This window comes from Acinetobacter portensis, assembly GCF_023158935.1.
Taxonomy (GTDB): Bacteria; Pseudomonadota; Gammaproteobacteria; order Pseudomonadales; family Moraxellaceae; genus Acinetobacter; species Acinetobacter faecalis.
The window spans coordinates 1,103,240-1,128,818 of the sequence record NZ_CP096120.1; the positions used below are offsets into that span (position 1 = coordinate 1,103,240).

The 25,579-nt window shown below is 35.9% G+C and carries 20 protein-coding genes; 5 read left to right on the forward strand and 15 right to left on the reverse strand.

Going from position 1 to position 25,579, the window contains the following annotated elements:
- Positions 1-66 precede the first annotated feature (66 nt).
- The 4 genes from MZO21_RS05520 (at position 67) to MZO21_RS05535 (ending at position 5,202) form a co-directional block, all read left to right on the forward strand.
- Positions 67-1,956, forward strand: coding sequence for a M48 family metalloprotease (locus MZO21_RS05520; protein ID WP_248102268.1), 1,890 nt, complete (start codon positions 67-69; stop codon positions 1,954-1,956).
- 71 nt (positions 1,957-2,027) lie between these two features.
- On the forward strand, positions 2,028-2,690 hold the full coding sequence (locus tag MZO21_RS05525) for a hypothetical protein (RefSeq protein ID WP_248102271.1): 663 nt from the start codon (positions 2,028-2,030) through the stop codon (positions 2,688-2,690).
- A 14-nt stretch (positions 2,691-2,704) separates the two neighbouring features.
- On the forward strand, positions 2,705-3,682 hold the full coding sequence (locus MZO21_RS05530) for a 2-hydroxyacid dehydrogenase (RefSeq protein ID WP_154772167.1): 978 nt from the start codon (positions 2,705-2,707) through the stop codon (positions 3,680-3,682).
- 74 nt (positions 3,683-3,756) lie between these two features.
- On the forward strand, positions 3,757-5,202 hold the full coding sequence (locus MZO21_RS05535) for a M48 family metalloprotease (protein WP_154772166.1): 1,446 nt from the start codon (positions 3,757-3,759) through the stop codon (positions 5,200-5,202).
- Positions 5,203-5,331: 129 nt separating this feature from the next.
- Here the strand turns inward: MZO21_RS05535 and MZO21_RS05540 are convergent, their stop codons facing one another.
- Positions 5,332-5,778 carry a GatB/YqeY domain-containing protein gene (locus MZO21_RS05540; protein WP_154772165.1) on the reverse strand — a complete coding sequence of 149 codons (447 nt, stop codon included), beginning with the start codon at positions 5,776-5,778 and terminating at the stop codon, positions 5,332-5,334.
- 34 nt (positions 5,779-5,812) lie between these two features.
- Positions 5,813-6,028 carry a 30S ribosomal protein S21 gene (gene rpsU / locus MZO21_RS05545; RefSeq protein ID WP_001136722.1) on the reverse strand — a complete coding sequence of 72 codons (216 nt, stop codon included), beginning with the start codon at positions 6,026-6,028 and terminating at the stop codon, positions 5,813-5,815.
- Positions 6,029-6,174: 146 nt separating this feature from the next.
- On the opposite strand from rpsU, the gene tsaD reads away from it, so the two are divergent.
- Positions 6,175-7,191 (forward strand): tRNA (adenosine(37)-N6)-threonylcarbamoyltransferase complex transferase subunit TsaD, encoded by a 1,017-nt coding sequence (gene tsaD / locus MZO21_RS05550; RefSeq protein WP_154772164.1) that lies wholly within the window; start codon positions 6,175-6,177, stop codon positions 7,189-7,191.
- A gap of 51 nt (positions 7,192-7,242) precedes the next feature.
- Here the strand turns inward: tsaD and MZO21_RS05555 are convergent, their stop codons facing one another.
- From MZO21_RS05555 to purD, 13 genes are all read right to left on the reverse strand, one after another.
- Complete coding sequence (locus MZO21_RS05555; RefSeq protein WP_248129650.1) at positions 7,243-7,599, reverse strand: hypothetical protein; 357 nt, start codon at positions 7,597-7,599, stop codon at positions 7,243-7,245.
- Between the two features lie 219 nt (positions 7,600-7,818).
- Complete coding sequence (locus MZO21_RS05560; protein WP_154772162.1) at positions 7,819-8,136, reverse strand: hypothetical protein; 318 nt, start codon at positions 8,134-8,136, stop codon at positions 7,819-7,821.
- 167 nt (positions 8,137-8,303) lie between these two features.
- Entirely contained in the window at positions 8,304-10,925 is a 2,622-nt protein-coding gene (gene mutS / locus MZO21_RS05565) for a DNA mismatch repair protein MutS (RefSeq protein ID WP_154772209.1), read from the reverse strand.
- A 90-nt stretch (positions 10,926-11,015) separates the two neighbouring features.
- Complete coding sequence (locus MZO21_RS05570) at positions 11,016-12,239, reverse strand: GGDEF domain-containing protein (protein WP_154772161.1); 1,224 nt, start codon at positions 12,237-12,239, stop codon at positions 11,016-11,018.
- 172 nt (positions 12,240-12,411) lie between these two features.
- Positions 12,412-14,415: an esterase/lipase family protein gene (locus MZO21_RS05575; protein ID WP_154772160.1), complete on the reverse strand. Its 2,004-nt coding sequence runs from the start codon at positions 14,413-14,415 to the stop codon at positions 12,412-12,414.
- Positions 14,416-14,526: 111 nt separating this feature from the next.
- Positions 14,527-15,363 carry an ABUW_2363 family tetratricopeptide repeat lipoprotein gene (locus MZO21_RS05580; protein WP_154772159.1) on the reverse strand — a complete coding sequence of 279 codons (837 nt, stop codon included), beginning with the start codon at positions 15,361-15,363 and terminating at the stop codon, positions 14,527-14,529.
- Between the two features lie 122 nt (positions 15,364-15,485).
- A complete protein-coding gene (gene cysE / locus MZO21_RS05585; protein WP_154772158.1) occupies positions 15,486-16,292 on the reverse strand; it encodes a serine O-acetyltransferase in 807 nt (268 codons plus the stop codon).
- 14 nt (positions 16,293-16,306) lie between these two features.
- Positions 16,307-17,134, reverse strand: a complete 828-nt coding sequence (locus MZO21_RS05590; RefSeq protein ID WP_154772157.1) for an RNA methyltransferase — start codon at positions 17,132-17,134, stop codon at positions 16,307-16,309.
- Between the two features lie 27 nt (positions 17,135-17,161).
- Positions 17,162-20,731: a DNA polymerase III subunit alpha gene (gene dnaE, locus MZO21_RS05595; RefSeq protein WP_154772156.1), complete on the reverse strand. Its 3,570-nt coding sequence runs from the start codon at positions 20,729-20,731 to the stop codon at positions 17,162-17,164.
- Between the two features lie 268 nt (positions 20,732-20,999).
- Positions 21,000-21,695 carry a methionine ABC transporter permease gene (locus tag MZO21_RS05600; protein ID WP_154772155.1) on the reverse strand — a complete coding sequence of 232 codons (696 nt, stop codon included), beginning with the start codon at positions 21,693-21,695 and terminating at the stop codon, positions 21,000-21,002.
- Positions 21,692-22,717, reverse strand: a complete 1,026-nt coding sequence (locus tag MZO21_RS05605) for a methionine ABC transporter ATP-binding protein (RefSeq protein WP_154772154.1) — start codon at positions 22,715-22,717, stop codon at positions 21,692-21,694. The genes MZO21_RS05600 and MZO21_RS05605 overlap by 4 nt, the downstream gene beginning before the upstream one ends.
- A gap of 73 nt (positions 22,718-22,790) precedes the next feature.
- A complete protein-coding gene (locus MZO21_RS05610) occupies positions 22,791-23,660 on the reverse strand; it encodes a MetQ/NlpA family ABC transporter substrate-binding protein (RefSeq protein ID WP_154772153.1) in 870 nt (289 codons plus the stop codon).
- Between the two features lie 520 nt (positions 23,661-24,180).
- Positions 24,181-25,464, reverse strand: coding sequence for a phosphoribosylamine--glycine ligase (gene purD / locus MZO21_RS05615; RefSeq protein ID WP_154772152.1), 1,284 nt, complete (start codon positions 25,462-25,464; stop codon positions 24,181-24,183).
- Positions 25,465-25,579 lie beyond the last annotated feature (115 nt).

Consider the following 25,579-nt stretch of genomic DNA (forward strand, 5'->3'; position numbering starts at 1 on the left):
GCGGGAAATTCCCGCTTTTTTAATTTATGATGTAGCTATACACTAAAAATATTGGGAAAATTTACATTGAATGATGTAAGTTGTTATTTTATAAAAAATAAAAATATGGTTTTAGCGACATTTATTTGGGCTATTGCTGTTATTTTAACACTCAGCATTTTAAATATTTTGCTTGGTGTTTTAGTGCATTATTTCGATGAAAGCCAAGCCATCTTATGGAATGATTTTAGCCTTAGTTTTGCAATTTTGATTTTATCTATTATGGGTATTTCAATTGCAATTGAGTGCTATGTATTTCGTTCTGGCGGTCATTCATTAGCTAGAAAGCTTAAAGCAAGATCATTAAATTTTTTAGAAAGCACGCCAGAAGAACATGCAGCACTTACTATTGTCGCTAAATTATCAGAAAAATTTAATATAGAAACACCTGCTGTTTATGTTCTGGCAGATGAAGTTGGTGTGAATGCATTAACTGCAGGGTTTTACCCCAAAGATATTGTGATTATTTTAACTTGGGGTGCACTGCAAAATTTAGATCGGCAAGAGTTATATGGTTTATTGAGCCATGAATTTAACCGAATTTTGTCGGGTGAAACGGCTGAAAATACCAAAATTAAGATTTTATACAGTAGTCTAACGTCATTTGGTCAACTAGGAAGTAAATTGGCTAAACGTGGATTTAATCGTAATTACATGCAAGATCCGCATAAACTTTCAACAGCTTTTATTGCGCTTGGTGGTGTAATTTGGCTATTTGGTAGTTTGGGTGTGTTAATTAATCGCTTGGTTAAATATATAACTTTAAGTGGGCGCACGTTTGAAAATGATTTAAGTACAAAAGAATTAATAAAAAATAATGCGAATATTCAAATTTTATTACGTATTTATGTTCATCATGCAGGTTCACAAATTCATAGTGAATTTTCTGAATCTATTTCACATATGTGTTTTGCGAACTCATTAAGCCCTCAAAGTTGGATGAATATTCACCCAAGTATTGAAGCGCGAATATTTGAATTAGATTCAACTTTGGTAAAAGACTTGCAACTTGAAAATTTAAAAAAGATACGCTATTTGCCTTGGTTTAGTTTGTTTAGACCACTTGAAGAATTTAGTAGTGAATATTCAGTGCCATGGCAATCACCACAGCCATTGCCGCTATTGCGTTTATCACCGATTAGTTTTGCTTTAAAAGATGCAATTAAGCCACTTAATCCAGAAGTACGTGCAAACATGGAACGTCCAGAGCTTATTCAGCGAGCCTTGCAAACAGCAACTGGTTCTCGGGAAGTTATGGTTGCTATTTTAATGATTCGTCAGTATAGAGAGTTTATACCGGCGGAGGCTGAAGTTAGTCGTGCAATTGTGGATGCACTTCTTAATGAAGATGGTCGTACACACGTGGCAATTTTCCATGAGGCATGTGGAAATATTGGCAGTATGCCTGCAAGTGTTGCACGTCAATTTTTAACAAAGCTTGCTAAAATTATTCAAGAAGATGGTGAAATTGGTCTGCTAGATGCATTGCTTTTAGAGCGTGTTAAATATGAAGTGAATTTATTGCCACCGCATATTCCAACGTCTTTAGAAGAAGTAAAAATGCATATAGTGCGTTTAATTGATGCGCTATTACACGTTCAGCAAATTAATAGTGAAAGCCAATTAGAAGTAAGAGAGCGAATTCTAAATCGAATATTAAGCCCTGAAGAAGCTATTTTGTACGAAGATATTTCCGATGAGCCGATAGATTTAGCAGAAATTTTGCAAGATATGTCTGGTTTGTTATTGCGTGAGCGTTTAAATATTCTAAGCATTGCTGAAGTTTGCTTGTGGAATGATCGAATTATCACACAAGATGAGTTAGATGTTTTAGAGCTTTTATATTGGCGATTGGGTTTTGAGAGTGATGAAATTGTTAAACTTATGCATAAGAAAAATAGTTTGATTATTATTTAACATAGTGATTTAAATATAAGAGAATATTAAACGTATTCTCGTTAGAATAGACATAGTAGTTTAATAGATAATTGAGTGTAGATAATTTGATGATTGGGCATTCACGTGAAGTATTAGCAAATTTAGGAATCGATATTTGGGTTTCTAAAGGAGCAATGTGCCAACAATTACCTCAATCTACAATTTGGCGAGATCAAAATACGCCTGAAGTAATGTTGGATATCACATCACATGTTGAAATATCTACAACAGATGAACTTCTCAATGATCCAATCTTGTCATTTGAAGCAGAACAGTCAAAACAAGTTCAAGGGAAGCTTGAACAAAAAGAAGAACCCATTGAGGCAGTCGAACAAGAACTACGTCCAAATGTTATTTTACAGCCATTTAATATTCAGGCTTTAGTGTTGTCACACCTTGTTATTCTTATGGAAGGTACGAATATTACTTCAGATCAGCAATTGTTGTGGTCGAATATTCAACGTGCTGTTCAAGCGGAATTTACTGAATTGAATTGGCCTTTTGCATTGCCTGAATTACAAGATGGTTATGGTGTGGAAAGCTTTATTCAAGGCTTTTTAGATGTTATTTCCACAGAAAAAACCGTGTTGGTTTTAGGGCAAGTTCCTCATTACACAAAATCAAATATAATGCATTTGGCAAGTTTACAGGAAATGTTAGATGAGCCACTCTTGAAAAAGAGATTATGGAAATTTATACAAAATAAAGTCTAAATATTGGAAAGGGAATGAAGAAAAAAGTTGTTGTATTTAGCCAAATAGATTTAGAAATATTAGAAAAACTTCAAGAAAAATATCAAGTCAGCATCATTAACCCTAAAAATGGGGATGTGAATGCACAGATTTTAAAAGAAGTAAAAGATGCCAACGGTTTAATCGGCGCAGGTCGCTTACTTAACGAAAGTAACTTATCTTCTGCAACTCAGCTAAAAGTTATTTCTAGTGTAAGTGTTGGTTATGATAATTATGATCTAAATTATTTGAATCAGCAGAAAATTCTACTTTGTAATACGCCACACGTACTTACAGAAAGCACAGCAGACTTAGCATTTACTTTGCTTATGAGTGCGGCTAGAAAAGTTCCATCACTCGATGTTTGGGTGAAAAATGGTGAATGGAAACGTACTGTTGGGGTGGGGCAATTTGGTTTGGATGTGCATGGAAAGACACTTGGAATTATAGGGTTAGGGCATATTGGTGCAGCAATTGCACGACGTGGTTTTTATGGCTTTAATATGAATATTTTATACCATAATAGAAAACCAAAATTAGAAGTTGCTCAATCTTTAAATGCAGAATATTGCGAACTGAATGATTTACTTAAACGTGCAGATTTTATAGTTGTAGCTGTAGATTTAAATGCAGAATCTAAGGCTTTAATAAGTGAAAAAGAATTTAATTTAATGCAGAAACATGCGGTCATTATCAATATTTCCCGTGGTTCTGTTATTGATGAAATCGCCTTAATAGAGGCATTAAAAAATAAAAGAATATTCGCAGCAGGTTTAGATGTTTATGAAACTGAGCCATTGCAAAGTTCTGAGTTATTTCACTTAGATAATGTGGTTACTTTGCCGCATATTGGGTCTGCAACAACAAGCACACGTAAAAAAATGGCAGAGCTTGCTTATCAAAATTTAGTCGATGTTTTGGAAGGGAAGCAACCACAATATATTGTGAATAAAGAAATTTCTGCAATCGAATAACAGATCTTTGCATTAATCTTCATATTTGAGTGCTATATTTTATAAGTTGAGTATCTTAGGGATTGAGTTTAATTTTGAAAAAAATTATTTTTGCGGTTGGGCTTGGATTAAGTTCGGCAATTACATGTGCCCATGATGATTCATTTTCATTCAATCAAAAAACTCAATTTACTGTTCCTGAAATTGGCAGTGGTGTTGGTCTGTTAGATCAACAAAATGAAAAATTTATTGGCGAAAAAGTATATCGAGAAGTTCATCGACAAATGCCAATTTTGAATAATCCGTGGCTAGAAGATCAATTATTTTCAACATTTTCACAAATTTTAAGCCAAACTCAACTTTCGAAACCTGTTGGTCTTGTTGTTATTAACGATAATCAAATTAATGCCTTTGCGGTGCCTGGTGGTTTATTTGCTTTAAATACAGGATTGATTACTTCAGCAAGAACAATGGATGAAGTGGTAGGGGTAATGTCACATGAAATTGCACATGTAACACAACGTCATTACAGTCGGTCACAAGAAGCATTTAAAGGGCAAGGTTTATTGGCTTTGGCGGGTATTTTAGTTGGTGCTTTGGTTGCAACGCAGTCGGACTCAAATGCTGGTGCTGCTGTGATGTTAGGCTCGCAAGCAGCGTTAATAGACAAACAACTTTCGTATAGCCGTAACCAAGAGCGCGAAGCTGACCGTATTGGCATGCAATATATGTATGCGGCAGGTTATAACCCTGAAGGTATGGCAGACTTTTTTGAGGTGATGAACCGTGCTACTGCGCGTGTGAGTTATCTACCAGATTTTTGGTTTACCCATCCGCTCACAACTGAGCGAATGAGTGAAGCGCGTTTACGTGCAAGACAACTTCCAAAAGTACGTCAAAAACTAGATCAAACAGATTTTGAAATACTAAAACAATATACTGCGGTTTTATCGAATCAGCGTACAGAGCAACAGCTTAAAAATATGGCTGCTCGCAATACTTTGCCTAGCCAAATTGCATTGGCAGCTTATTATTTAAATTCAGGGGAATATAACTCCGCTCAAAATGCGTTAAATGCGGCTAAACAACATAATACGCCACATAATCTTTTAACTTTAATTCAGACAGATATTTATTTAGCCCAAAATAAAATTGATTTGGCTTTAAGTGAAATTCAGTCAATTGCTAAAGTCACGCCTGAAAATAGAGCCTTAAATTTTAAACTTGCAGAAGTGTTTATTCGAAAAAATATGCAAGCTGAAGCGCAAGCGACTGTTCAAAGATTTATTCGAAAAAATCCGATTGATTCTAATGCATGGTTGCTTATGCAGCAGTCTGCAAATGCAGATAAAGCCAATCCTCTACGTACAGTTAACGTATTGCGATACAGGGCGGAAGTGCAGTATTGGTCAGGCTTGGAAGATAATGCGATTAAATCACTTTTGCATGCACAACGTTTATCTAAAGACAATTTAGCTATGTCAGATACAATTAAAAAGCGTTTAACGGAAATGCAGAAAGAAAGACAATATAAGCTTTAACAGGTGATTTTATTTGGGTTTTCGATAGAACTAGATGAACTTTATTTTTATAATTTTGACGTTATGAACTGACTTTTTATAAAGACAGTTCAACGTAATTTTATTGATTTAAGATATTGATTTAAGATATTAAGCCAGTTTCGCTTTAATTTTGCTAGAAACTAGAGAAGGATCGGCGCGCCCGGCTATGAGCGGACGCAGAGAGTTCATCACCTTACCCATATCTTTCATGCTAGTAGCTTCTTGCGCAATGATCGTTTGCGCAATGATAGAATCAAGCTCTTCCTCAGTCATAGCTTCTGGTAGAAATTGAGATAAAACCTCAAGTTCGGCTTGCTCTTTACTAGCTAAATCATCTCGATTAGCACCTAGAAAGGCTTTAATCGATTCTTTACGTTGTTTTATTTGCTTTTCAATAACCGCAAGAACTTGAGCGTCGTCAAGCTCTTTACGATCATCGACTTCGATTTGCTTAATTGCCGCCTGTAAACTACGAATTACCGTCAATTTGTCCATTTCTTTAGCACGCATTGTTGCTTTCAAAACGTCCATAATTTGGGTTTTTAAAGTAGTCATTTATTTAGTCCAGGCAGTCAATCACAAATTAATCTTAGTAAAGGCGAGTAGTACGTACTGATTCACGCGCCAATTTCTTTTGGTAGCGTTTAACAGCAGCAGCTTTTTTACGTTTACGTTCTTGAGTTGGTTTTTCGTAGAATTCGCGTTTACGAACGTCAGCTAAAACACCAGCTTTTTCGCATGAACGTTTGAAACGACGGATAGCTACGTCTACTGGTTCGCCTTCTTTCAATTTAACTTGTGGCATGAAGAATCCTCATTAAGTTATGGATAAGATCTAGACCGAATTGTCTTAGATCACAAGTGAAGTGCAGTATTTTACTCATTTACATCTCATACCACAAGTCTATAATAGGCTTCGCATTTGATTTGATATAATTTATAGGCAATTTAATGATCGTTTTGGGCTTAGAAACTTCTTGTGATGAAACAGGACTTGCTTTGTATGACAGCGAGTTAGGGTTACGAGGGCAGGTACTTTATAGCCAAATTAAATTGCATGCCGAATATGGTGGTGTAGTACCAGAGCTTGCATCTCGTGATCATGTGAGAAAGTTAATTCCATTAATTAATCAGTTACTTGATGAAAGTAACGTAAAAAAATCTGAAATTGATGCGATTGCTTACACACGTGGTCCGGGCTTAATGGGCGCATTAATGACAGGTGCTTTATTTGGCAGAACGTTAGCATTTGCTTTAAATAAACCTGCGATTGGTGTTCATCATATGGAAGGTCATATGCTTGCACCATTATTATCGGAAACTCCACCGGAATTTCCGTTTGTCGCTTTATTGGTCTCTGGTGGTCATACACAACTTATGGCTGCGTACGGAATTGGGCAATATGAATTACTTGGTGAGTCAATTGATGATGCGGCAGGTGAAGCATTTGATAAAGTGGCTAAAATGTTGAAATTGCCTTATCCGGGTGGACCAAATATTTCTCGTTTGGCAGAAAAAGGCAATAAAGATGCCTTTGAATTCCCACGCCCAATGTTACATCAAGGTCTAACTTTTTCATTTAGTGGTTTAAAAACTGCAGTTTCAGTGCAACTTAAAAAGTTAGATGGCGAAAAACGTGATGAAGATATTGCTGCAAGTTTCCAAGAAGCTTTAGTGGATACTTTGGTTAAAAAATCTGTAAAAGCCTTAAAGCAAACAGGTTTAAAACGTTTGGTAATTGCAGGTGGTGTAAGTGCAAACAAGCGTTTACGTGAACGTTTAGAAGCAGATTTAAATAAAATTCGTGCATCTGTTTATTATGCAGAGCCAGCTTTATGTACAGATAATGGTGCAATGATTGCATTTGCAGGTTATCAACGTTTAAAAGCGGGTCAGCAAGATGGATTATCTGTAACAACTACGCCACGTTGGCCAATGACTGAACTAACAAATCCAAGTGAAGTTTAATATTTAAATAAAAAAGAGGCTTTAGAGCCTCTTTTTTATTTATAAAAGTGATTATTTCTTAAAATGTTTTAAAGCTAAATGTAAGCCTATTCCAACTTGCATCAGTACAAAACTTAATCCTAAAAACTTCCATAAATTTGTCGGAACTTGTTTTACAACATCTAAAAATAATGCCATAAATGCAACAAGAATAAGCGCTAAGACCGTTGAATGAATATATTTGTTGGGCAATGCTTTTTGCGCAATAAAAAAACCAATAACAACAAAACCAAAAAAGAAAGTGGGTTCAATAAGTACGGATAATTGATCTTTTGTGAGGAATTGGCTTCCGATCATGGTTAATATGACCATGCAAACAACTAAGCCAAACAAGGCACTCATTCCAAATGCAAAAAATCTAAAATTCATAAAAGGAGAGTATGCATAAAAATAATGCGCTTACTTTAAGGAAAAATACCAAGATAAGCAAAAAATTATAAGAATATTCTTATTATTATGTTTGTAAAATAACGCTCTACATTAGACCATTTTCATCAAACTTTTATGTAAATTCATCTAGGAGAAAATGAATGAATTTAAAAAGTGATGATATTGATCTAATGTAATTACGTTTAAAGGGCAATAAGCTTATTTAGCTTCGTTAACGCCTACAAGAAATTGGCTACAGTTTGATTCTGGAGATGCAGCTTCAACTTGTTCTTTGGTTAAGGCAAATTTTGATGCTACAGAGGCATAATTTTTATTCATTTCTTGACCAGCCAAATGGCCAAGCTCTTTCACTTGATCGGTTGTAAGTAATTTATGGTTTACAGCTTCATTAACTATTGTACAGGCTGTTGTTGTGGCTACATAGCGTGCAGTAAGTTGTGAATATGCAATATAACCAGCAATTGAACCTAGTGCTAAACCAATAATAAATATTAAAGCGATTTGACCTTTTTTCATTATAAGAAACCTATTATTTATGAATAAAATAAAAGCTGTACTGTAGCTGAATATAAAGTGATCTAGTTTGTACTTTTATTTATAGCTTTGTGGTGTTTATGTACAAAAAATAAAGACCTATAACTGTGATTACAGGTCTTTAGATATTAAGTCGATAAGTAAAAAAATTAGAGTTTTTCTTTTAAAGCATAAAGTTGTTCAAGTGCTTGTCGTGGCGTTAAGTTATCTACATCAATAGAATGAAGATATTCTAAAGCAGGAGATTTCTTCTCAATTTCAATAACACGCTCAATAACTTCCACTTCTGGCTCAATTGCAAATAAGTCATTTTGCACAGAAGATGCCACCGTTTTTTGCTGTTGTTTCTCTAAAATTTTTAAACGGTTTTGTGCATCTTTAATTACATTTGCAGGAATACCTGCAAGTTTTGCAACCTGTAAACCGTGACTTTGACTCGCAGGACCTTGCTGAACTTTATGTAATAAAATTAAATTGCCATTTAATTCTTTTGCTGTTACATGATAGTTATCTATACCTGTTTCTTTACTTAGCTCTGTTAATTCAAAATAGTGAGTTGCAAACAAACATAAGCATTTAATACGTTTTGTTAAATCTAAAACACACGCCCAAGCTAAAGATAAACCATCGTAAGTACTTGTACCACGTCCAACCTCATCCATTAAAACTAAAGATTGATTAGTTGCGTGATGTAAAATTTGCGATGTTTCAGTCATTTCTACCATAAACGTAGATTTGCCTGTAGATAAATCATCGGCTGAGCCAATTCGTGTAAATACACGATCAATTGGTCCTAAAATTGAAGCTTGAGCAGGAACATAACTACCGCAATAGGCAAGCAAAGCAATAAGCGCTGTTTGGCGCATAAAGGTCGATTTACCACCCATGTTTGGCCCTGTAATAATCGCCATACGATGATTAAAATCTAGGGTTGTATCATTAGGGGTAAAAGCGGATTTACTTAATTCTTCAACAACAGGATGACGACCTGCAACTATTTTAAGACCAATTTCAGGGCTAAATTCAGGGCGGTTCCAACTACGTAAACGTGCTTGATGTGCAAAATTAGCAAGCATATCAATTTGTGCAATTGCTGCACTCATCATTTGTAAATTGCCAATATCTGCACGAAGTTCATCTAGTAGCATTTCAAAAAGCATTTTTTCACGTGCAAGCGCGCGCGATTCACTTGAAAGTACTTTGTCTTCAAAAGATTTTAATTCTGGAGTAATGTAGCGCTCAGCATTTTTGAGCGTTTGACGACGAATATAATGATCGGGAGCTTGCTCGGCTTGGGCGCGTGTAAGCTCGATGTAATAACCACTCACACGGTTATAGCCAATTTTTAAAGTTGAAATTCCTGTGTTTTCACGTTCTTGGATTTCTAAATCAATTAAGAATTGACCTGCGTGATCACGAATTTTACGCAGTTCATCAAGCTCACTGTCGAAACCTTCGGCAATCACATTACCGTCACGTAATAAAACTGGTGGATTTTCTACAATTGCAGACATTAAACGTTCATGCAAACCATGAAAATCACCTAATTCATCGTTTAATTGTTGAATAAGTTTAGATTGTTGAACCGATATAATGGGTTTAATTGCGTGACGTAAAAATGGAATTTGTGCACAAGTTTGACGTAATTGAACTAAATCTCGTGGACGTGCACTACCTAAAGCAATACGGCTTAGCACACGTTCAATATCCCCAATTTCTTTTAAAACTAAACGAACAGGTTCTTCGTGGTAGCCTTTTAAAAGCACAGTTGTTGCATCTAAGCGATCATCTAAAATTGCTGTATCACGTAAGGGTTGCATCAGGGTACGGCTAAGTAAGCGTCCACCCATTGCAGTTTTACAATCGTTAATCAGTTGAAATAAAGATGTACCATGTTCAAAAAGTGGTTCAATAAGTTCTAAATTACGACGTGTTACAGGATCTAAGGCAATAAAGTCACTGCTTTGTTCCAGCTGAATTGAGCGAATATGTGGTAAGGCTGTTTTTTGAGTTTCTTTCGCATAATGAATGAGTGCTGCGGCAGCTGCTTTTGCCAAAGGTAAATGATCGATACCAAAACCTGAAAGCGTAGATACACCAAGCTGATCGCATAATGTCTTTTGTGCATTATTTAAATTGAAATCGACATTTGGACGCTTGGTAATTGGGCAATCTAAAAGTCGTTTAATATCTTCCACAATATTTGGGTCGATAATATTCTCATCAATCACAATTTCACTTGGCATTAAACGTGAAAGTTCAATGCTTAATTGTTCTGTTTTGTATTCTTGTTGTTGAACTTTAAAAATACCTGCACTTAGGTCAAGTAGGGCTATACCAATTTGATTTTGCTGAATGCAAATAGAGACTAAGTTTGAGGATTGATGTGCAGTAAGAAGAGCATCATCTGTGAGCGTTCCAGGCGTAATAATACGTACAACACCACGTTCAACAGGGCCTTTTCCTGTTACTTCACCAAGTTGTTCGCAAATTACAACAGTTTCGCCTTTCTTTACTAAGCGCGCTAAATAACCTTCCGCTGCATGATAAGGAACACCTGCCATTGGAATAGGATTTCCGTTGGCTTTACCACGATGTGTAAGTGTAATACCTAATATTTTTGCTGCTTTTTGAGCATCATCAAAAAATAATTCGTAAAAATCGCCCATGCGATAAAACATCAATGAATGAGGATGCTGCATTTTTATTTTTAAATATTGCTGCATCATCGGTGTATGGTTAGAAAGATCAGTCATTGAAAAGTTCGTCATCACATTAATTAAGTCATTTATGCATTCGATTTTAGCAGTCTTTTAGCGAAAAACTACCTATTGACTGGGCTTATTCTGTTATAAAAATAATCAAATGACTATGCGATTGAGAGATTCAATTTGGTACCGATTACGTCCTAAGTTTTTAGCTTCGTATAATTTCTTATCAGCCTCTTCAATAAAATCACGTAATAGATCATCTGGATTAGGAATAGTTGTAACCACACCTAAACTAACAGTTATATTTGTGCAAATAGGACTATCTGGATGTTTTATTTCAAGATTTTTAATATTGTGTAAAATTAAACTTGCAATTTCCGCTGCCTTTTCTGTACTTGTTTGAGGAAATACCAATAAAAACTCTTCTCCACCATAACGAGCTGCTATTTCTGAGTGATTGTTCGTTATGCTTTTTAGCGCGACAGCAATAGATTGTAGGCAATTATCACCAGAAATATGTCCTAAGTTATCATTATAATTTTTAAAGTAATCTATATCTAACATAATGATAGATATAGGTTCTTGTTGTTTAATTGCTAAAGTCCATTCGGCTTCTAAAATTCGATTTAAATAGCGTCTATTGGCTAATCCTGTGAGTGGATCGAGCAATGAAAGTTCCTCAAGTAACTGTGCTTGATCGGATATTTCTTTTTGTGTGGTTTCAATAATACAGTTTTGAAGATAGTTTTCACGATGTTGCCGATCTATGACATAACATAAAGACATGCCTAAGAAACTGCTAAAAATATAAGTGTGTATTAAATAAGTCCAATCAATATATAAATTATAATAATTTGAAAAAAATACACCAACTAATCCTCCTATCCAGCCAGAAATAATAGCTGTATAGAAGCGAAGTCCGATAAAAGCATAAATAATAACAACCGCATACATCATGGCTGCATGTAATAGTGCTGTATTATAGGTTGTTGTTAATAAATTAATAATAACAAATGTTATAGAAACAGCACTTAGAGCACCTATCCCCATATAGATATCGAAATATTTAGACCATGATTTTTTGAATGAACATAGCCAAGCACTGAAAATAATAATACCAACCCATTTATATAAAGATAGCCATAAATTTTTTAAATAAAGGTCAGATATATTTTGATAAACGCCCCAAGTTAAAAAGGCATATAAAATTAAGACCAAAGGTGCTCGATACCTAAATTCAAAAGCAGCCGCAGAGCGATATTGCTTTCTATAGATATTTTCAATTGGTTTAGAAAAATATAAAAAATTTAATTTTTTAGTAATCAGCTTATTAATATGATCACGAGTTAAATTTTTTGTACCATGTAATTTCATATTAGGGTACTACTTATAATATGTTGTTTTTGTGGTTATTTATCAATCAATAGCATATTTAATTTGGTAGATGCAAGTTATTTCATTCAAGACGGATTTACAGCGTGAAAAATAAGAAAGCCCAACTTAAGTTATAAGTTGGGCTTGAGTAAAAATCTTGTATTGAATACGGTTATTTATGCAAACCTAAATCCATCAAATGAAGTTTTAAAACTCGACGAAGCTCTAAAACAGCTTCTGGTGTTTCCTGAATAGAGTGACCACCTTTAATGATTTTTTCAGAAATTGCACCATCTAAATGTGCACTACTATATGGAACAATATCATCGGAAATAATATTTAAATCATCACTTAAAGTATTGTTACCAATAATGCTGTGATATTTAAAGCCTTTATAAGGTATGACATTTTTCGTAATTTCAGTGAATTTCGAGTTATTGCTTAAATCACTCGGGCCATTTTGAATGAGTCCATTACCAACTTCTTTACCAAAGTTTTTCAAATTACCATCTTGTACTGTATCTGCAAGGGCACCAAGAAAAGCACCAGGGAGTTTAATAATTTTGCGTGCAGCCAATGTAAACCAGCGGTCAGCGAATTCGGTTCCTCTATGTGGTGAAGCAAGGAAAATTGCGCGGCTAAAATTAGGTACATGATTCATTTGCAAACGTGATTTAAATAAAGGGTCATTTTTATATTTGTTGGCACGACTATTATTTAACAGGGCAACTGCGGGCTTCACTAAGTCTGCATCACTCACAAGTAAGCGAGAAATAATACCACCCATACTATGACCAATTAGCACAGCATCTTTTTTTGCAGATGCATTTGGTGCAACTTGATTGAATGTTTGCGTAATAAGTGCATAAATTTGAAAGCGACTTTCTAAAATAGGCATATTGGTAGAATAGAAAACTTGCCAAACTTGGTAATTATCGCGTAATACAGGATCACCCATGATATCGTTTGTTAAGCGTACCCAAGCTTCAGGACTACTTGCCAAACCATGAACTAGAACAATAACTTTTTTATTTGGATTGTAAGGTTCAAGCATAAATAGATGGGGCAGTGTTATACGATCATCACGGTCAATCAGTGATAAAAATGCAGCACGAACAAGATTATTTTCAGCCAACCATAGACCATAAGGTGCAGAAAAGTTTGCAGCTAATGGATAAGATTTACCTGAAATTTGTGCAGTATCGTGATTGTAAGGATCATACACATTTAAATTTAATACTTTGCTATTTATAATTTCATCAACACTTGATGCTTTTTCAGGCTCAACGGTAACCGTGACTGCTAAATAACGCGCATCATGAATATTGGGGTTACTTCCATTTGGGTATTTATGGTTGAGTGGGTCTGTAATATAAGGTGTTTTTTTGCTGCGATTCGCTTTTTCATTTGCATCATTTAAAACCACAAGAAATTCTGAGCCAAAACCATCACGGCGTGTAATCGATCTCAACCCTGAAAAGTTCATGCTATAGGTAGACATGATACTTTCTATTTTTTGTGTTCTAAGTGACGGGTAATTGTCAAAATTGATGTTGTATAAGCTTTTCCCAATTTCAATTTGAGGTTTAAATTGGGTATTTTTATATCTTAGTGAATATGCATTTGAAAGTTTTGCAATCGCTTGATTATAGAAATCTCGAATTTGTACTTGTCTGTTGTCAAAAATACGATCATTCACATTACGCTTGGTTTTAAACATATATGCATAGCTATAACGAATACTTTGATCGAGCATATGCAGCTGATTGTCTAAGCAAGTATCATAATTTTGCTGAATGATTTTTTGTTTTTCTTCTGAGCGATGGCTCGTCAAGACACTTGTTTTACAGTGTGATGAATTTTCATAGGCAAGTGCTTTTGCAAGATAAAGTTCACTCGCTGTAGAGAGGAGTTGTTCATCTTGAATTTGAGAAATTTCTTTTAATTCTTTAACGCAATGTTCAGGATTGTCTGTACAAACTTTTGCCTCTCGACCAGTCATAGACAAAACATTTAGACTTGCTTCACTTAATTTATTACGTGACAAAATGCTATCACGTTCATTTGCGATGGTGGTATTTAGAGAAACATTTTTAACACTGACAACCTGACAACCTGAAAGTAATAACGTACTTAGGGCAGCAAGGAATGTTATTTTTTTTATAAGCGTAGCCATAGGTTTACTACATAAAATCCGATTTTTTATCATACGATTTTTTTGTGTGATTTCAATCGTTAAGTATAAAAAAAGACCGTATAAACGGTCTTAATTTGGTAACAAGTTGAGTTATTTAGTTGGATTCATAACTTGCCATACATTCCAACGACCTTTTTTCTCAATTTCATTAATTAAGCGATCTGCTACATTAGCTTCTTGAGGATATTGAAGTTTGTAATTTTTTAGGGTTTGAACAGCATTTTTCTTCTGTTCCATCGCTAAATAATTGTTTGTTGCAGATAAATAAGCTTCTTGAACGCCAGCTTTCATCGCTTTGTCTAAATAAGAAATTGCTTCGCGTTGACCACCACCTTCAGATAGTGCAAAACCAAACCAGAAATTAAGTTCTGGGTCATTCTTATTTAGTTTTTGCAAACGTTGTGCATAATTCATAGATTTAGTTGTATATGCAGAACCAAGGTCTAAATTACGTGCCATTACGCTTGCTTTAAATGCGCGAATAAGCACATCAAAAGATGCATTGTCTTTTGCTGTAAGTGCTTCAAGTTGTTGGTTTACTTGTTTTAATTTCTGTTCGAAACCTTTGCGTTCTTGGCGCTCAGTGAAACGTGGTGGGTAATGACGTGCTTTACCTTCGACCATTTGTAAAAAATCATCAATTTCAGTGACATCTACTTGATTGCTAGAAGCAGATTTTGCATAAGAAATTTCACGTGTTTTGCTGTTTGTAGCTGGAACAATTAAACGATTTTTCCCGTTTTCTGCTTTCTTTAAATCTAATTCAAATGCAGAAGGTGCTGCGTAGTTAAATGGATTAAGTGCATAAAATGGTGCAGAAAGAGTAGGTTCTTTGAAAACGATCGGTTCGTGACTTGTTGGTAGAACTGAACAAGCAGATAAAAGTGCTGCTGATAGTGCTACGCATGCCAACGGTTTAAGCATCATTATGATCATCCATTAATTTTTTTAAAGTGTGGTTCAAAGTGCAATTTTGAGCATATTTATCAGTCTAGAAAAACACTGATAAATATGCAAGTTACAGCTTGTTAATTTATAAAGGAAAAAGATTAGGCTTTAGATTGGCTACTTTGAGCTTCACATTCACGTCTAACATCTTCAATAATCTTAAGTTCTTCAGCACTAAAAGGTTGTTCTTTCACTTGCTGTTTTTTGAAAGTAGGATCAAGTAAGGATAAACGTTGACATAATGTGTTCATACGTTTTTCATTTTGTTGAATTCTATCGAGTAGAACGCGCATGCCATCAAGGATTGGATCGGATTGGTCTTGCGTTGCAGCGTACGGTTGAAAACCAATACTTTCTGCATAATCACGTCGACGTGCTTCTTCTTCACTTGGTTTATCTTTAGTAATAAAACGAGCAGGGTTACCAACAGCAGTTGTATTTTCAGGAACTGCTTTTGTTACAACAGCATTTGAACCAACTTTAGAGTTTTTACCTACTGTAAATGGCCCTAAAATTTTGGCACCAGCACCTACAACTACACCATCTTCTAGTGTTGGATGGCGTTTGCCTTTATTCCAAGTTGTACCGCCCAAAGTTACGCCATGATAAAGCGTAACATCATCGCCAATTTCCGCAGTTTCACCAATTACAACACCCATGCCATGATCGATGAAAAAACGACGACCAATTTTAGCACCAGGATGAATTTCAATACCTGTTGAAAAACGGCTAAATGAAGACAGTAAACGTGCTGATCCTTTACAATCTTTTTTCCATAATTCATGGGCAACACGATGCATCATTAATGCATGTATGCCAGGATATGTGGTTAAGACTTCAAGGGTGTTTCGTGCGGCAGGATCGCGCGCGAATACAGCGTTTATATCTTCTTTAAGCTGTTTAAGCATTGGATTGATCCCCATTATTTTTCAGACTTCGACTGTTTCCATGTGCCATTATTTAGTGCTTGTACACGGCTAAATATGCCACGAAGTAAATGATATTCCATACGATCTAATTGTATACGACCAAATAGGCGACGCAAGCGTAAAGGAAGTAATCGTGGGTTTTTAGGATCTAAAAACTCAATTTCTGCTAACATTTTTTCAATATGTGGGTAAAACTGTTCCATTTGTTCATGTGTAACAAGTGGCTCATCCCATTGCATATCTTCAGTTTCTGTTACATGCATAGTCGCTTCTGGATTAACTTCTTTACCCATTTTATCCATTGCTGCCATACGCATTTCATAACAAATGATTTGAATGGCTTGGGCAACGTTTAATACACCATAATCTGTATTCACAGGAATTGTCACGTGAAAGTTTGCAAGTGCAAGCTCTTCGTTGGTCAAACCACGGTCTTCACGTCCAAAGATAACAGCAACTTGTTGTTTGTCGTCAATTACGGCTTTTAACGATTTTTCAGCAGCAGGGCGCGCATCAAGTAAAGGCCAAGGAATGGTGCGACTACGTGCGCTTGTTCCAAAGACAATGTGACAATCTTTAATTGCATCTTCAAGTGTTTCAACAATTTCAATTTGATCAATTAAATCTGTTGCACCTGCTGCAAGTGCGTTGATGTCTGGGTGTGGGTAGGTTTTTGGAGAAACCAAAACCAACTTAGATAAACCCATTGTTTTCATTGCACGTAAAGCACTACCAATATTTGCAGGTAATGTTGTATTCACCATGACAATACGCACATGGGAGAGATGTGCTGAAACGGCAGCATTGTCAATATGACTCATATTTTTTCCACTTTGACAGTTTTTATCTTAAGAATATTGTTCGGCTTGTGCCTGAAATTGATCCATTGCATCGTCCATAGACACACCTTCAGGAGGTGGTGCAACTTGAACAGGTTGTGCAGCCTCATAGCTTACGGCTTTGGCTGCTTTTGACTTTACTTGATATTCGATGTGTAAGGCATCGGCACCAAAATAATCACGTAACTTACTGAGTAATTCATCTAAAGGAGCAACTTTCCAGTTAATTCCTAAATGTAATTCTGTTGTTGCATATTCAAAGTCGAGTTTTAATTGAACTGGAATATGGGTATGCATATCTACATTGCAGTAAGGAAGAAGTATTTCTTGTAAATCTTTATTTAATGTTTTGCTGAAATGTTCAGGTGCGAGTTTAATTTGAATGCTGTTTGCGCGTTTTTGACGAATTTCATTGAGGTTAAATGCTTTGGTTAAACGTCCCATTGGGCGATCAAAGCCTTCACGCTCGTAAATTTCACCTTCAATAACCACAACTTTTTCATTCACAATCACATCTTTAAAACGTTGGAAACGTTCGTGATTGGCAGAAATTTCAATACGCGCTGTGCCGTCATCTAAAGTAACCATCATGCGGTTAGGGAAGTTGGCAATATCTACAACTAAACCTGCAAATACAGTGGTTACGCCACGACGTGTTGGTGTTAATTCATTAATTTTATTTGATACAAAAGATTTAAGTTCTACTTTATAAACATCAATTGGATGTCCCGTTAAATATAAACCTAAAGTATCTTTTTCACCTTTTAAGCGAACTTCATCTGACCAAGGTTTTACAGGTTTAGCTGGTTTACGTTGAACTTCTTCAACTTCACCAAATAAATCCATAATACCTGTTTCACGGTTTGAGCGAGCTTGTTCGGCTGCTTGAACTGCTTCAGGAAGTTGAGCCATTAAACTTGAACGTTCAATGCCTAAACAATCGAGTGCGCCTGAACGAATCAGCGCTTCTAAAGTACGTTTATTGATTTTTTTCAAATCTACACGATGGCAGAAATCGAATAAATCTTTGTAAGGACCATCTTGAATGCGTGAGTCAATAACAGACTGCATTGCAGCTTCGCCAACACCTTTAATTGCACCTAAACCATAAACAATTGTCGATGGGCTACTTGCGTGGAATTGGTAAATAGACATATTGATAGAAGGTGGAAGTACTTCTAGCTTGTTAATACGACAGTCATCAATTAAGAATACGATGCTGTCTGTATTCTGCATTTCCGAAGTTAAAACGGCAGACATGAATTCAGCAGGATAATGCGCTTTTAACCAAGCTGTTTGATAAGCAACAAGGGCATAAGCAGCAGCATGTGATTTGTTAAAACCATAGCCGGCGAATTTTTCCATATAGTCGAAAATATGGTTGGCTGTTGCTTCATCAATGTCTTTTTCGGCAGCACCTTTAATAAAGATTTGGCGCTGTTTCACCATTTCTTCAGGTTTCTTCTTACCCATTGCACGACGAAGTAAGTCTGCACCACCCAAGCTATAGCCTGCACAGAACTGCGCTGCCTGCATTACCTGTTCTTGGTAAACCATAATTCCGTAAGTTGGTTCGAGTACTTTTTCGAGTAATGGATGTAAATATTCAAACTCGCCACCATGCATACGATGGATAAAGTCTGGAATAAGATCCATTGGACCTGGACGGTATAACGACACAAAGGCGATAATTTCTTCGAATTTACTTGGGCGTGCTTCCTTAAGCATTTTTTTCATGCCCACGGATTCAAACTGGAATACTGCTGTGGTATTTGCCTTTGCAAAAATTTCGTATGCAGGTTTATCGTCTAATGGAATATATGAAATATTGACAGGTTCGGTAACATCTTCACGTGCATTAATGTGCTTAATCGCATCTTCAATTACGGTTAAGTTACGTAAACCCAAGAAGTCGAACTTCACTAAGCCTGCGGCTTCTACGTCATCTTTATCGAACTGTGCAACACGTGATGTGCCATCTGCATCACACATAACAGCCGAATAATCGGTGAGTTTGGTTGGTGCAATTACAACACCACCCGCATGTTTACCTGTGTTACGTGTAATCCCTTCAAGCTTTAGTGCCATTTCCCAAATTTCAGATGCATCATCGTAGTCTGGGTTGGAAGGGTTGGTTACAATATCTTTAAGTTGTGGTTCTGCTTCAATTGATTCTTCTAAACTCAAACCTAAAGGTTTGGTTGGAATCATTTTTGAAATACGATCAGCTAAACCATAAGATTTACCCAATACACGCGCAACGTCACGAATTGCACCTTTGGCGGCCATGGTACCGAACGTTGCAATTTGAGATACAGCTTCGCGACCATAAGTACGCGCAACATAGTCAATTACACGGTCACGACCAGCGATACAGAAATCGACGTCGAAATCGGGCATAGATACACGTTCTGGGTTTAAGAAACGTTCGAAAAGTAGGTCGTAACGTAATGGATCAAGATCGGTAATTTTTAAGCTATAAGCAACAAGTGAGCCTGCACCTGAACCACGTCCCGGACCTACAGGTACGCCATTGCCTTTAGACCATTGAATGAAGTCCATGACAATGAGGAAGTAACCCGGGAAACCCATATCTAGAATAATTTTAATTTCAAAGGCTAAGCGTTCATCGTAAGGCTTACGAACTTCTGCCCAATCATCATCACGCTTTTCAATTGGATAAAGGAAATCTAGGCGTTCTTCTAAGCCTTCTTCACACAAGTGTGCAAAGTAAGTGTCAATGGTATGACCTTCAGGAATTGGATAATCAGGTAGGTCATTAAAGCCTAAACGAAGCGTTGCATTACAACGCTGTGCAATATAGTAAGTATTTTCAATTGCTGAAGGGATATCTGAAAACAGCTCAACCATTTGTTCAGATGTTTTGAAATATTGTTCAGGCGTATAGTTTTTTGGACGGCGACTATCACCTAAAACATAACCATCTGCAATACAAACACGTGCTTCATGTGCTTCATAGTCTTCACTTTTAATAAAGTGAACATCATTGTGTGCAACAACACCAATATTGTATTTTTTAGCAAGTTTTACCGCTTCGTGAATAAAATCTTCTTCACCAGGATGATTGGTACGTGTAAGTGCAAAGTAAACACGATTGCCAAATTTCTCAACCCATTCTTCTAAGAGTGGTTCCGCTTTTTGAGGATTAGAAGTGCACAGCATTTTACCAACGTCGCTGTGCATACCAAGCAGTAAAATGAGGTCTTGGTTTTGTTCTAATATTAATTCTTTTCTTACACAAGGGATATCAAGTTGCTGACCTGAAATATAACCTTCAGATACGAGTTCGGTAAGATTACGCCAACCTTTGTTGGTCATAGACAGCAGGGTAATACGATGTTCTGCATCATTCAGGCGTAAAATTGAACCTAAAATAGGTTTAATACCTTTGCCTAAACACTTTCCATAGAATTTTACAGCTGCGTGTAAGTTAGATAAGTCTGTAATGGCAAGTGCAGGCATGTTGTCATCTGCTGCAGCTTTCACAAGTTCAGGTATACGAACAATAGATTCCGTAATTGAAAATTCTGTTTGAATACCAAGATGTACAAAGTGCATAAATGAGTCCCTGCAAAAACACCCGCTATTTTAGCACGCTCTATTGTTTTTCTGAGTGTAATTGAAATGAATTGGTGAAGTTTTATCAAATATTTCATAGAAATATAACATGATCAAAACTTTAACAAATGAAAAAATATTGACTTAGCATCACTTAAATTAAATAAGCTTAGACAAATTTAATATTTTTAATGAAAATGAAAGCGAATATAAAAAATTAAAGCCCTCGAAAGAGGGCTTTAATTTATCAAAATTTATGTAATGTTGATTATCTTAAACGAGATAGCCGTTCACCTAAAGATTGAACAATTTGAACCAAAATAATCAGCACAATTACTGTCAGGTAAATCACGCTGTCATCAAAACGTTGGTAACCATAAGAAATAGCAAGGTCACCAATACCGCCTGCACCAATTGCACCTGCCATTGCAGTTGCACCAATTAAGCTAATAAGGGCAGTGGTTAAGTTTAAAATAAGCGAGCTACGAGCTTCAGGAATGACAAACTTAAATACAATTTGTAATGGCGTTGCACCCATTGCTTGAGCAGATTCAACAATACCACTATTTACTTCAAGTAATGAAGACTCAACCAAACGACCAATATAAGGACCTACATAAATAGTAAGCGGTACAATTGCAGCCCAAGTACCAATGGTCGTACCTGTAATAAACTTAGTTAAAGGGTAAACCGCAATCATTAAAATAATGAAGGGAAGTGAACGAAGAGCATTCACAATAGGGTTTAACGCCGTATAAATAGCTTTGTTCGGCAAAATTCCATCTGGGCGTGTCGCAACTAAAGCAATACCTTGAACAAAGCCCCAAATTGTTCCGAAAATCATTGAAAAGAACACCATATTTAGGGTTTCTTGCAATGCGGTAACAAACTGATCCATTGAAACAGAACTTGTCCAAAACGGTGCTGTTAAAGAAGTCAGCAATTGCACTATTAAATCTCTCATGCGATTACTCCTGACTGTTCAACTTGCACGCCGTGAGATCTTAAAAACTCAATCGCTTGTTGAATAAGTGCATCATCACCTAAAAGCTGAATAAACATTTGTCCAATAACAGTGCCGTTAATTTCGGTCATGTTGGCAAATAAAATATTCAAACTAATATCAAACTGTTTAATAACAGCCTGAATAACAGTTTCTTGTGCAGAGCTACCTAAAAATTTAAGGCAATACACGCTGTTATGATTTTGATTTTCTAAATTACTTAAAATGTTTACAGGAAGTTGTTGCTGTAAAACAGTCTGAATAAAGTTTTTAGTGGTTGGGTGCTGAGGTTGACTAAAGATTTCCAAAGTCGAACCAGACTCAATGACTTTACCTTGTTCCATAACGGCAACATAATCACAAACAGACTCAATTACATCCATTTCATGCGTTACCATCACAATAGTAATGCCTTGTTCTTTATTAATTTTCTTTAATAGTTCAAGAACAGATTTTGTTGTTTGCGGATCTAATGCAGAAGTTGCTTCATCACATAATAAAATTTTAGGATGATTAGCAAGTGCACGCGCAATACCAACACGTTGCTTTTGACCACCAGATAATTCATCTGGGAAGGCATTTGCTTTGTGCTTAAGATCAATAAATTCTAATAATTCATTTAAACGTTTTTCACGCTCTGTTTTGCTATAACCTAAAAGTTTCATAGGCATTTCAATATTGGCTGCAACTGTTTTGGTTTGCAGTAAATTGAAGTGCTGAAAAATCATGCCAATATTTGCACGTTCAGTACGAAGTTGGGCAGGGGTTAAAGCTGTGAAATCGGTTTGATTGATGATCACTTGACCGTCATTAGGACGTTCTAAAAGATTAATCAGACGAATTAAAGTACTTTTACCAGCTCCACTATAGCCAATAATGCCAAAAATGCTGCCATCTGGAATTTGAAGGTTTATCTGATCTAAGGCACGAATAGTCTGACCATTCAGTGTGTAATGCTTGGAAATGTTTTTAAATTCAATCATATCGTCTAAATTAATCTAAAATGAAAAACAGGCAAAGAGTGTTTGCCTGTTTTAGTTATTCTTAATTATATTACTATTTAGATTCAGTTAAATAGCTGATTGGTTTATTTACGTCAACTTTCGTGCCTTCAAATTTTTCTTTAATGAATTTTTGAGCTGCTTCAGTGTGATATAACGCACCAACTTTTTGTAAAACAGGATCATTTGCACGATCTGCTGCAACAGCTAAAACGTTTACATTAAGTTTTGTGCTTTGGTCAGCAGGTTCGTAGAAAATAGAATCTTTAAGAACGTTTAAACCACCTTCTAATGCAAGCGTATTACCTAAAACAATTGCATCTACTTCGTCTTTAACACGAACAGCAGTTGCCATTTGAATTGGCTTAATCACAATTGCTTTTGCATTTTCAGTGATGTCAGCAGGTGTACCTGTTGCCGAGTCAAAGTCAGCTTTTAATTTAATTAAGCCAGCAGTTTGAAGAAGTAATAATGCACGAGCTTCATTTGCAGCATCGTTAGGAATTGCAATTGTTGCGCCGTTTGCAAATTCTTCAACTTTTTTAACTTTGCTTGAGTAAATACCCATTGGTTCTAAGTAAGTTGTAGATATAGGTGCAATTTTATCTTTGTTTGATGTATTGAAAGCAACAAGATATGCATAAGATTGGAATGCATTGATATCAATTTCTTTGTTTGCTACAGCTGTGTTCATTGCAACATAGTCTGTGAAGCTTTTCACTTGAAGATCAATACCTGCTTCTTTAGTTTCAGGTAGGCTTGCAATGTGATTCCAAATGTCAGCATCTGAACCTGTAGAAGCCATTACAACTTTTTGTAATTCTGTTGTGTCTTTTTGCGCTGCTTCAGTTGCAGGAGCTTCAGGCTTTGAACAAGCTGTTAAGCCAACTGTAAGACCTAAAATAAGTCCGAGGATTTTTTTCATTTTTTCATCCTAAGTAAATTTATAAAATATAGATTTACTATAACCAATGTTGGAGAGATTACAGATTAAATAATGATTTAACTTATTGATATTAAAGTTAATCATTATTTTTTGATCAATTGCTTATATGGTTGCTTCCATACTATACAAAGACTTTATAGCGATAGCTGAATAAAGGCAAATTTTGTATAACTTAGAAATATTCATAACTTGGTAATATCATAGCAATAAATAATTATTCAATATAGTGATTAAAAACAGAATACTTAGCTGATTTGCTGGATAAGAGCGGATTTTATGGTTGCTAAAAACATTTAAAAACAATGAATTATAAAACTATTATTTTAATTAGACTTAATAATGTGTGTTTATTCATCTTTATAAGATTTTGTCTGATCTAAAGATGAAAAATGAATATAGAAATAAACTCGTAAATAAAAATATTGAATGAATACAGTTTGATAAAATACCTCAATTAAAAACCCGCATTTAGCGGGTTTTTAATTAATCTATATTTAGATTAAGCATTTTCACGAGCAATTGCACGGTAACCAATATCTTTACGGTATTGAACGCCATCAAACGTTACTTTTTCGCAAAGTTCTAAAGCTTTTGCTTGAGCTTCGCCAATTGTATTGCCAAGCGCAGTTACGCAAAGAACACGACCGCCAGCAGTAACAATCTCGCCATTTTCATTGGCTTTAGTGCCTGCATGGAAAACTTTAGCATCAGTCATTAGTGTATCTAAACCTGAAATCACATCGCCATTGCTAGAAGTTTCAGGGTAACCTTTAGATGCCAAAACGATACCTACAGTTTTACGCTCATCCCATTCAGCTTCGGCAGGTAAGTTACCATCTAAACCTGCTTGAACTAAATCAACTAAAGATGATTTTAAACGCATCATAATTGGTTGAGTTTCAGGATCACCAAAACGACAGTTAAATTCGATCACTTTAGGTTGACCTTGTTCATCAATCATCAAGCCTGCATACAAGAAACCTGTGTAAACATGACCATCTTTTTTCATGCCTTCAACAGTTGGACGCATAACTTCGTTCATTGCTTTTTCAAAAACGTCTGAAGTTACAACAGGAGCAGGAGAGTAAGCACCCATACCACCTGTGTTTGGACCTTGGTCGCCTTCAAAAATACGTTTGTGATCTTGTGACGTTGCCATTGGTAAAATGTTGTCGCCATCAATCATGCAAATGAAAGAAGCTTCTTCACCAGCAAGGAATTCTTCGATTACAACGCGAGAACCTGCATCACCAAATTTATTGCCTGCAAGCATGTCATCAATTGCATCAAACGCTTCTTGATTTGTCATTGCAACAATTACGCCTTTACCCGCAGCAAGACCATCTGCCTTAATTACGATAGGAGCGCCATTTTTTTCAACAAATGCTTTAGCTGCATCTACTTCTGTAAATACGTCGTAAAAAGCAGTTGGAATGTTGTGGCGTTTTAAGAAATGTTTAGCGAAAGCTTTTGAACCTTCAAGCTGTGCAGCAAATTTCGTTGGACCCCAAACTTTAACACCTGCTTCGCGGCAAGCATCTACAACACCATTTACAAGTGGTGCTTCAGGACCAACAATAATCATTTCTACTGCATTATTTTTTGCAAAATCAATAATTGCAGGATTGTCGAGAATGTTTAAAGCAACATTTTCACATTTATTTTCAGTTGCGCTGCCTGCATTACCTGGGGCAACAAATACTTTTGCGACTTGATCGTCTTGTGCGATTTTCCATGCAAGCGCATGTTCACGGCCGCCACTACCCAAAACTAAAATGTTCATCTCAATATCCCTCAAAAGAATAGAATCCCCCATGCAAAGTAGCACTTCTTTCCCTTTAAAGGGTAAGGTATCGCAAATAAAAACAAAGTCCTATTATGCGAAAAGTCCCCCTTTT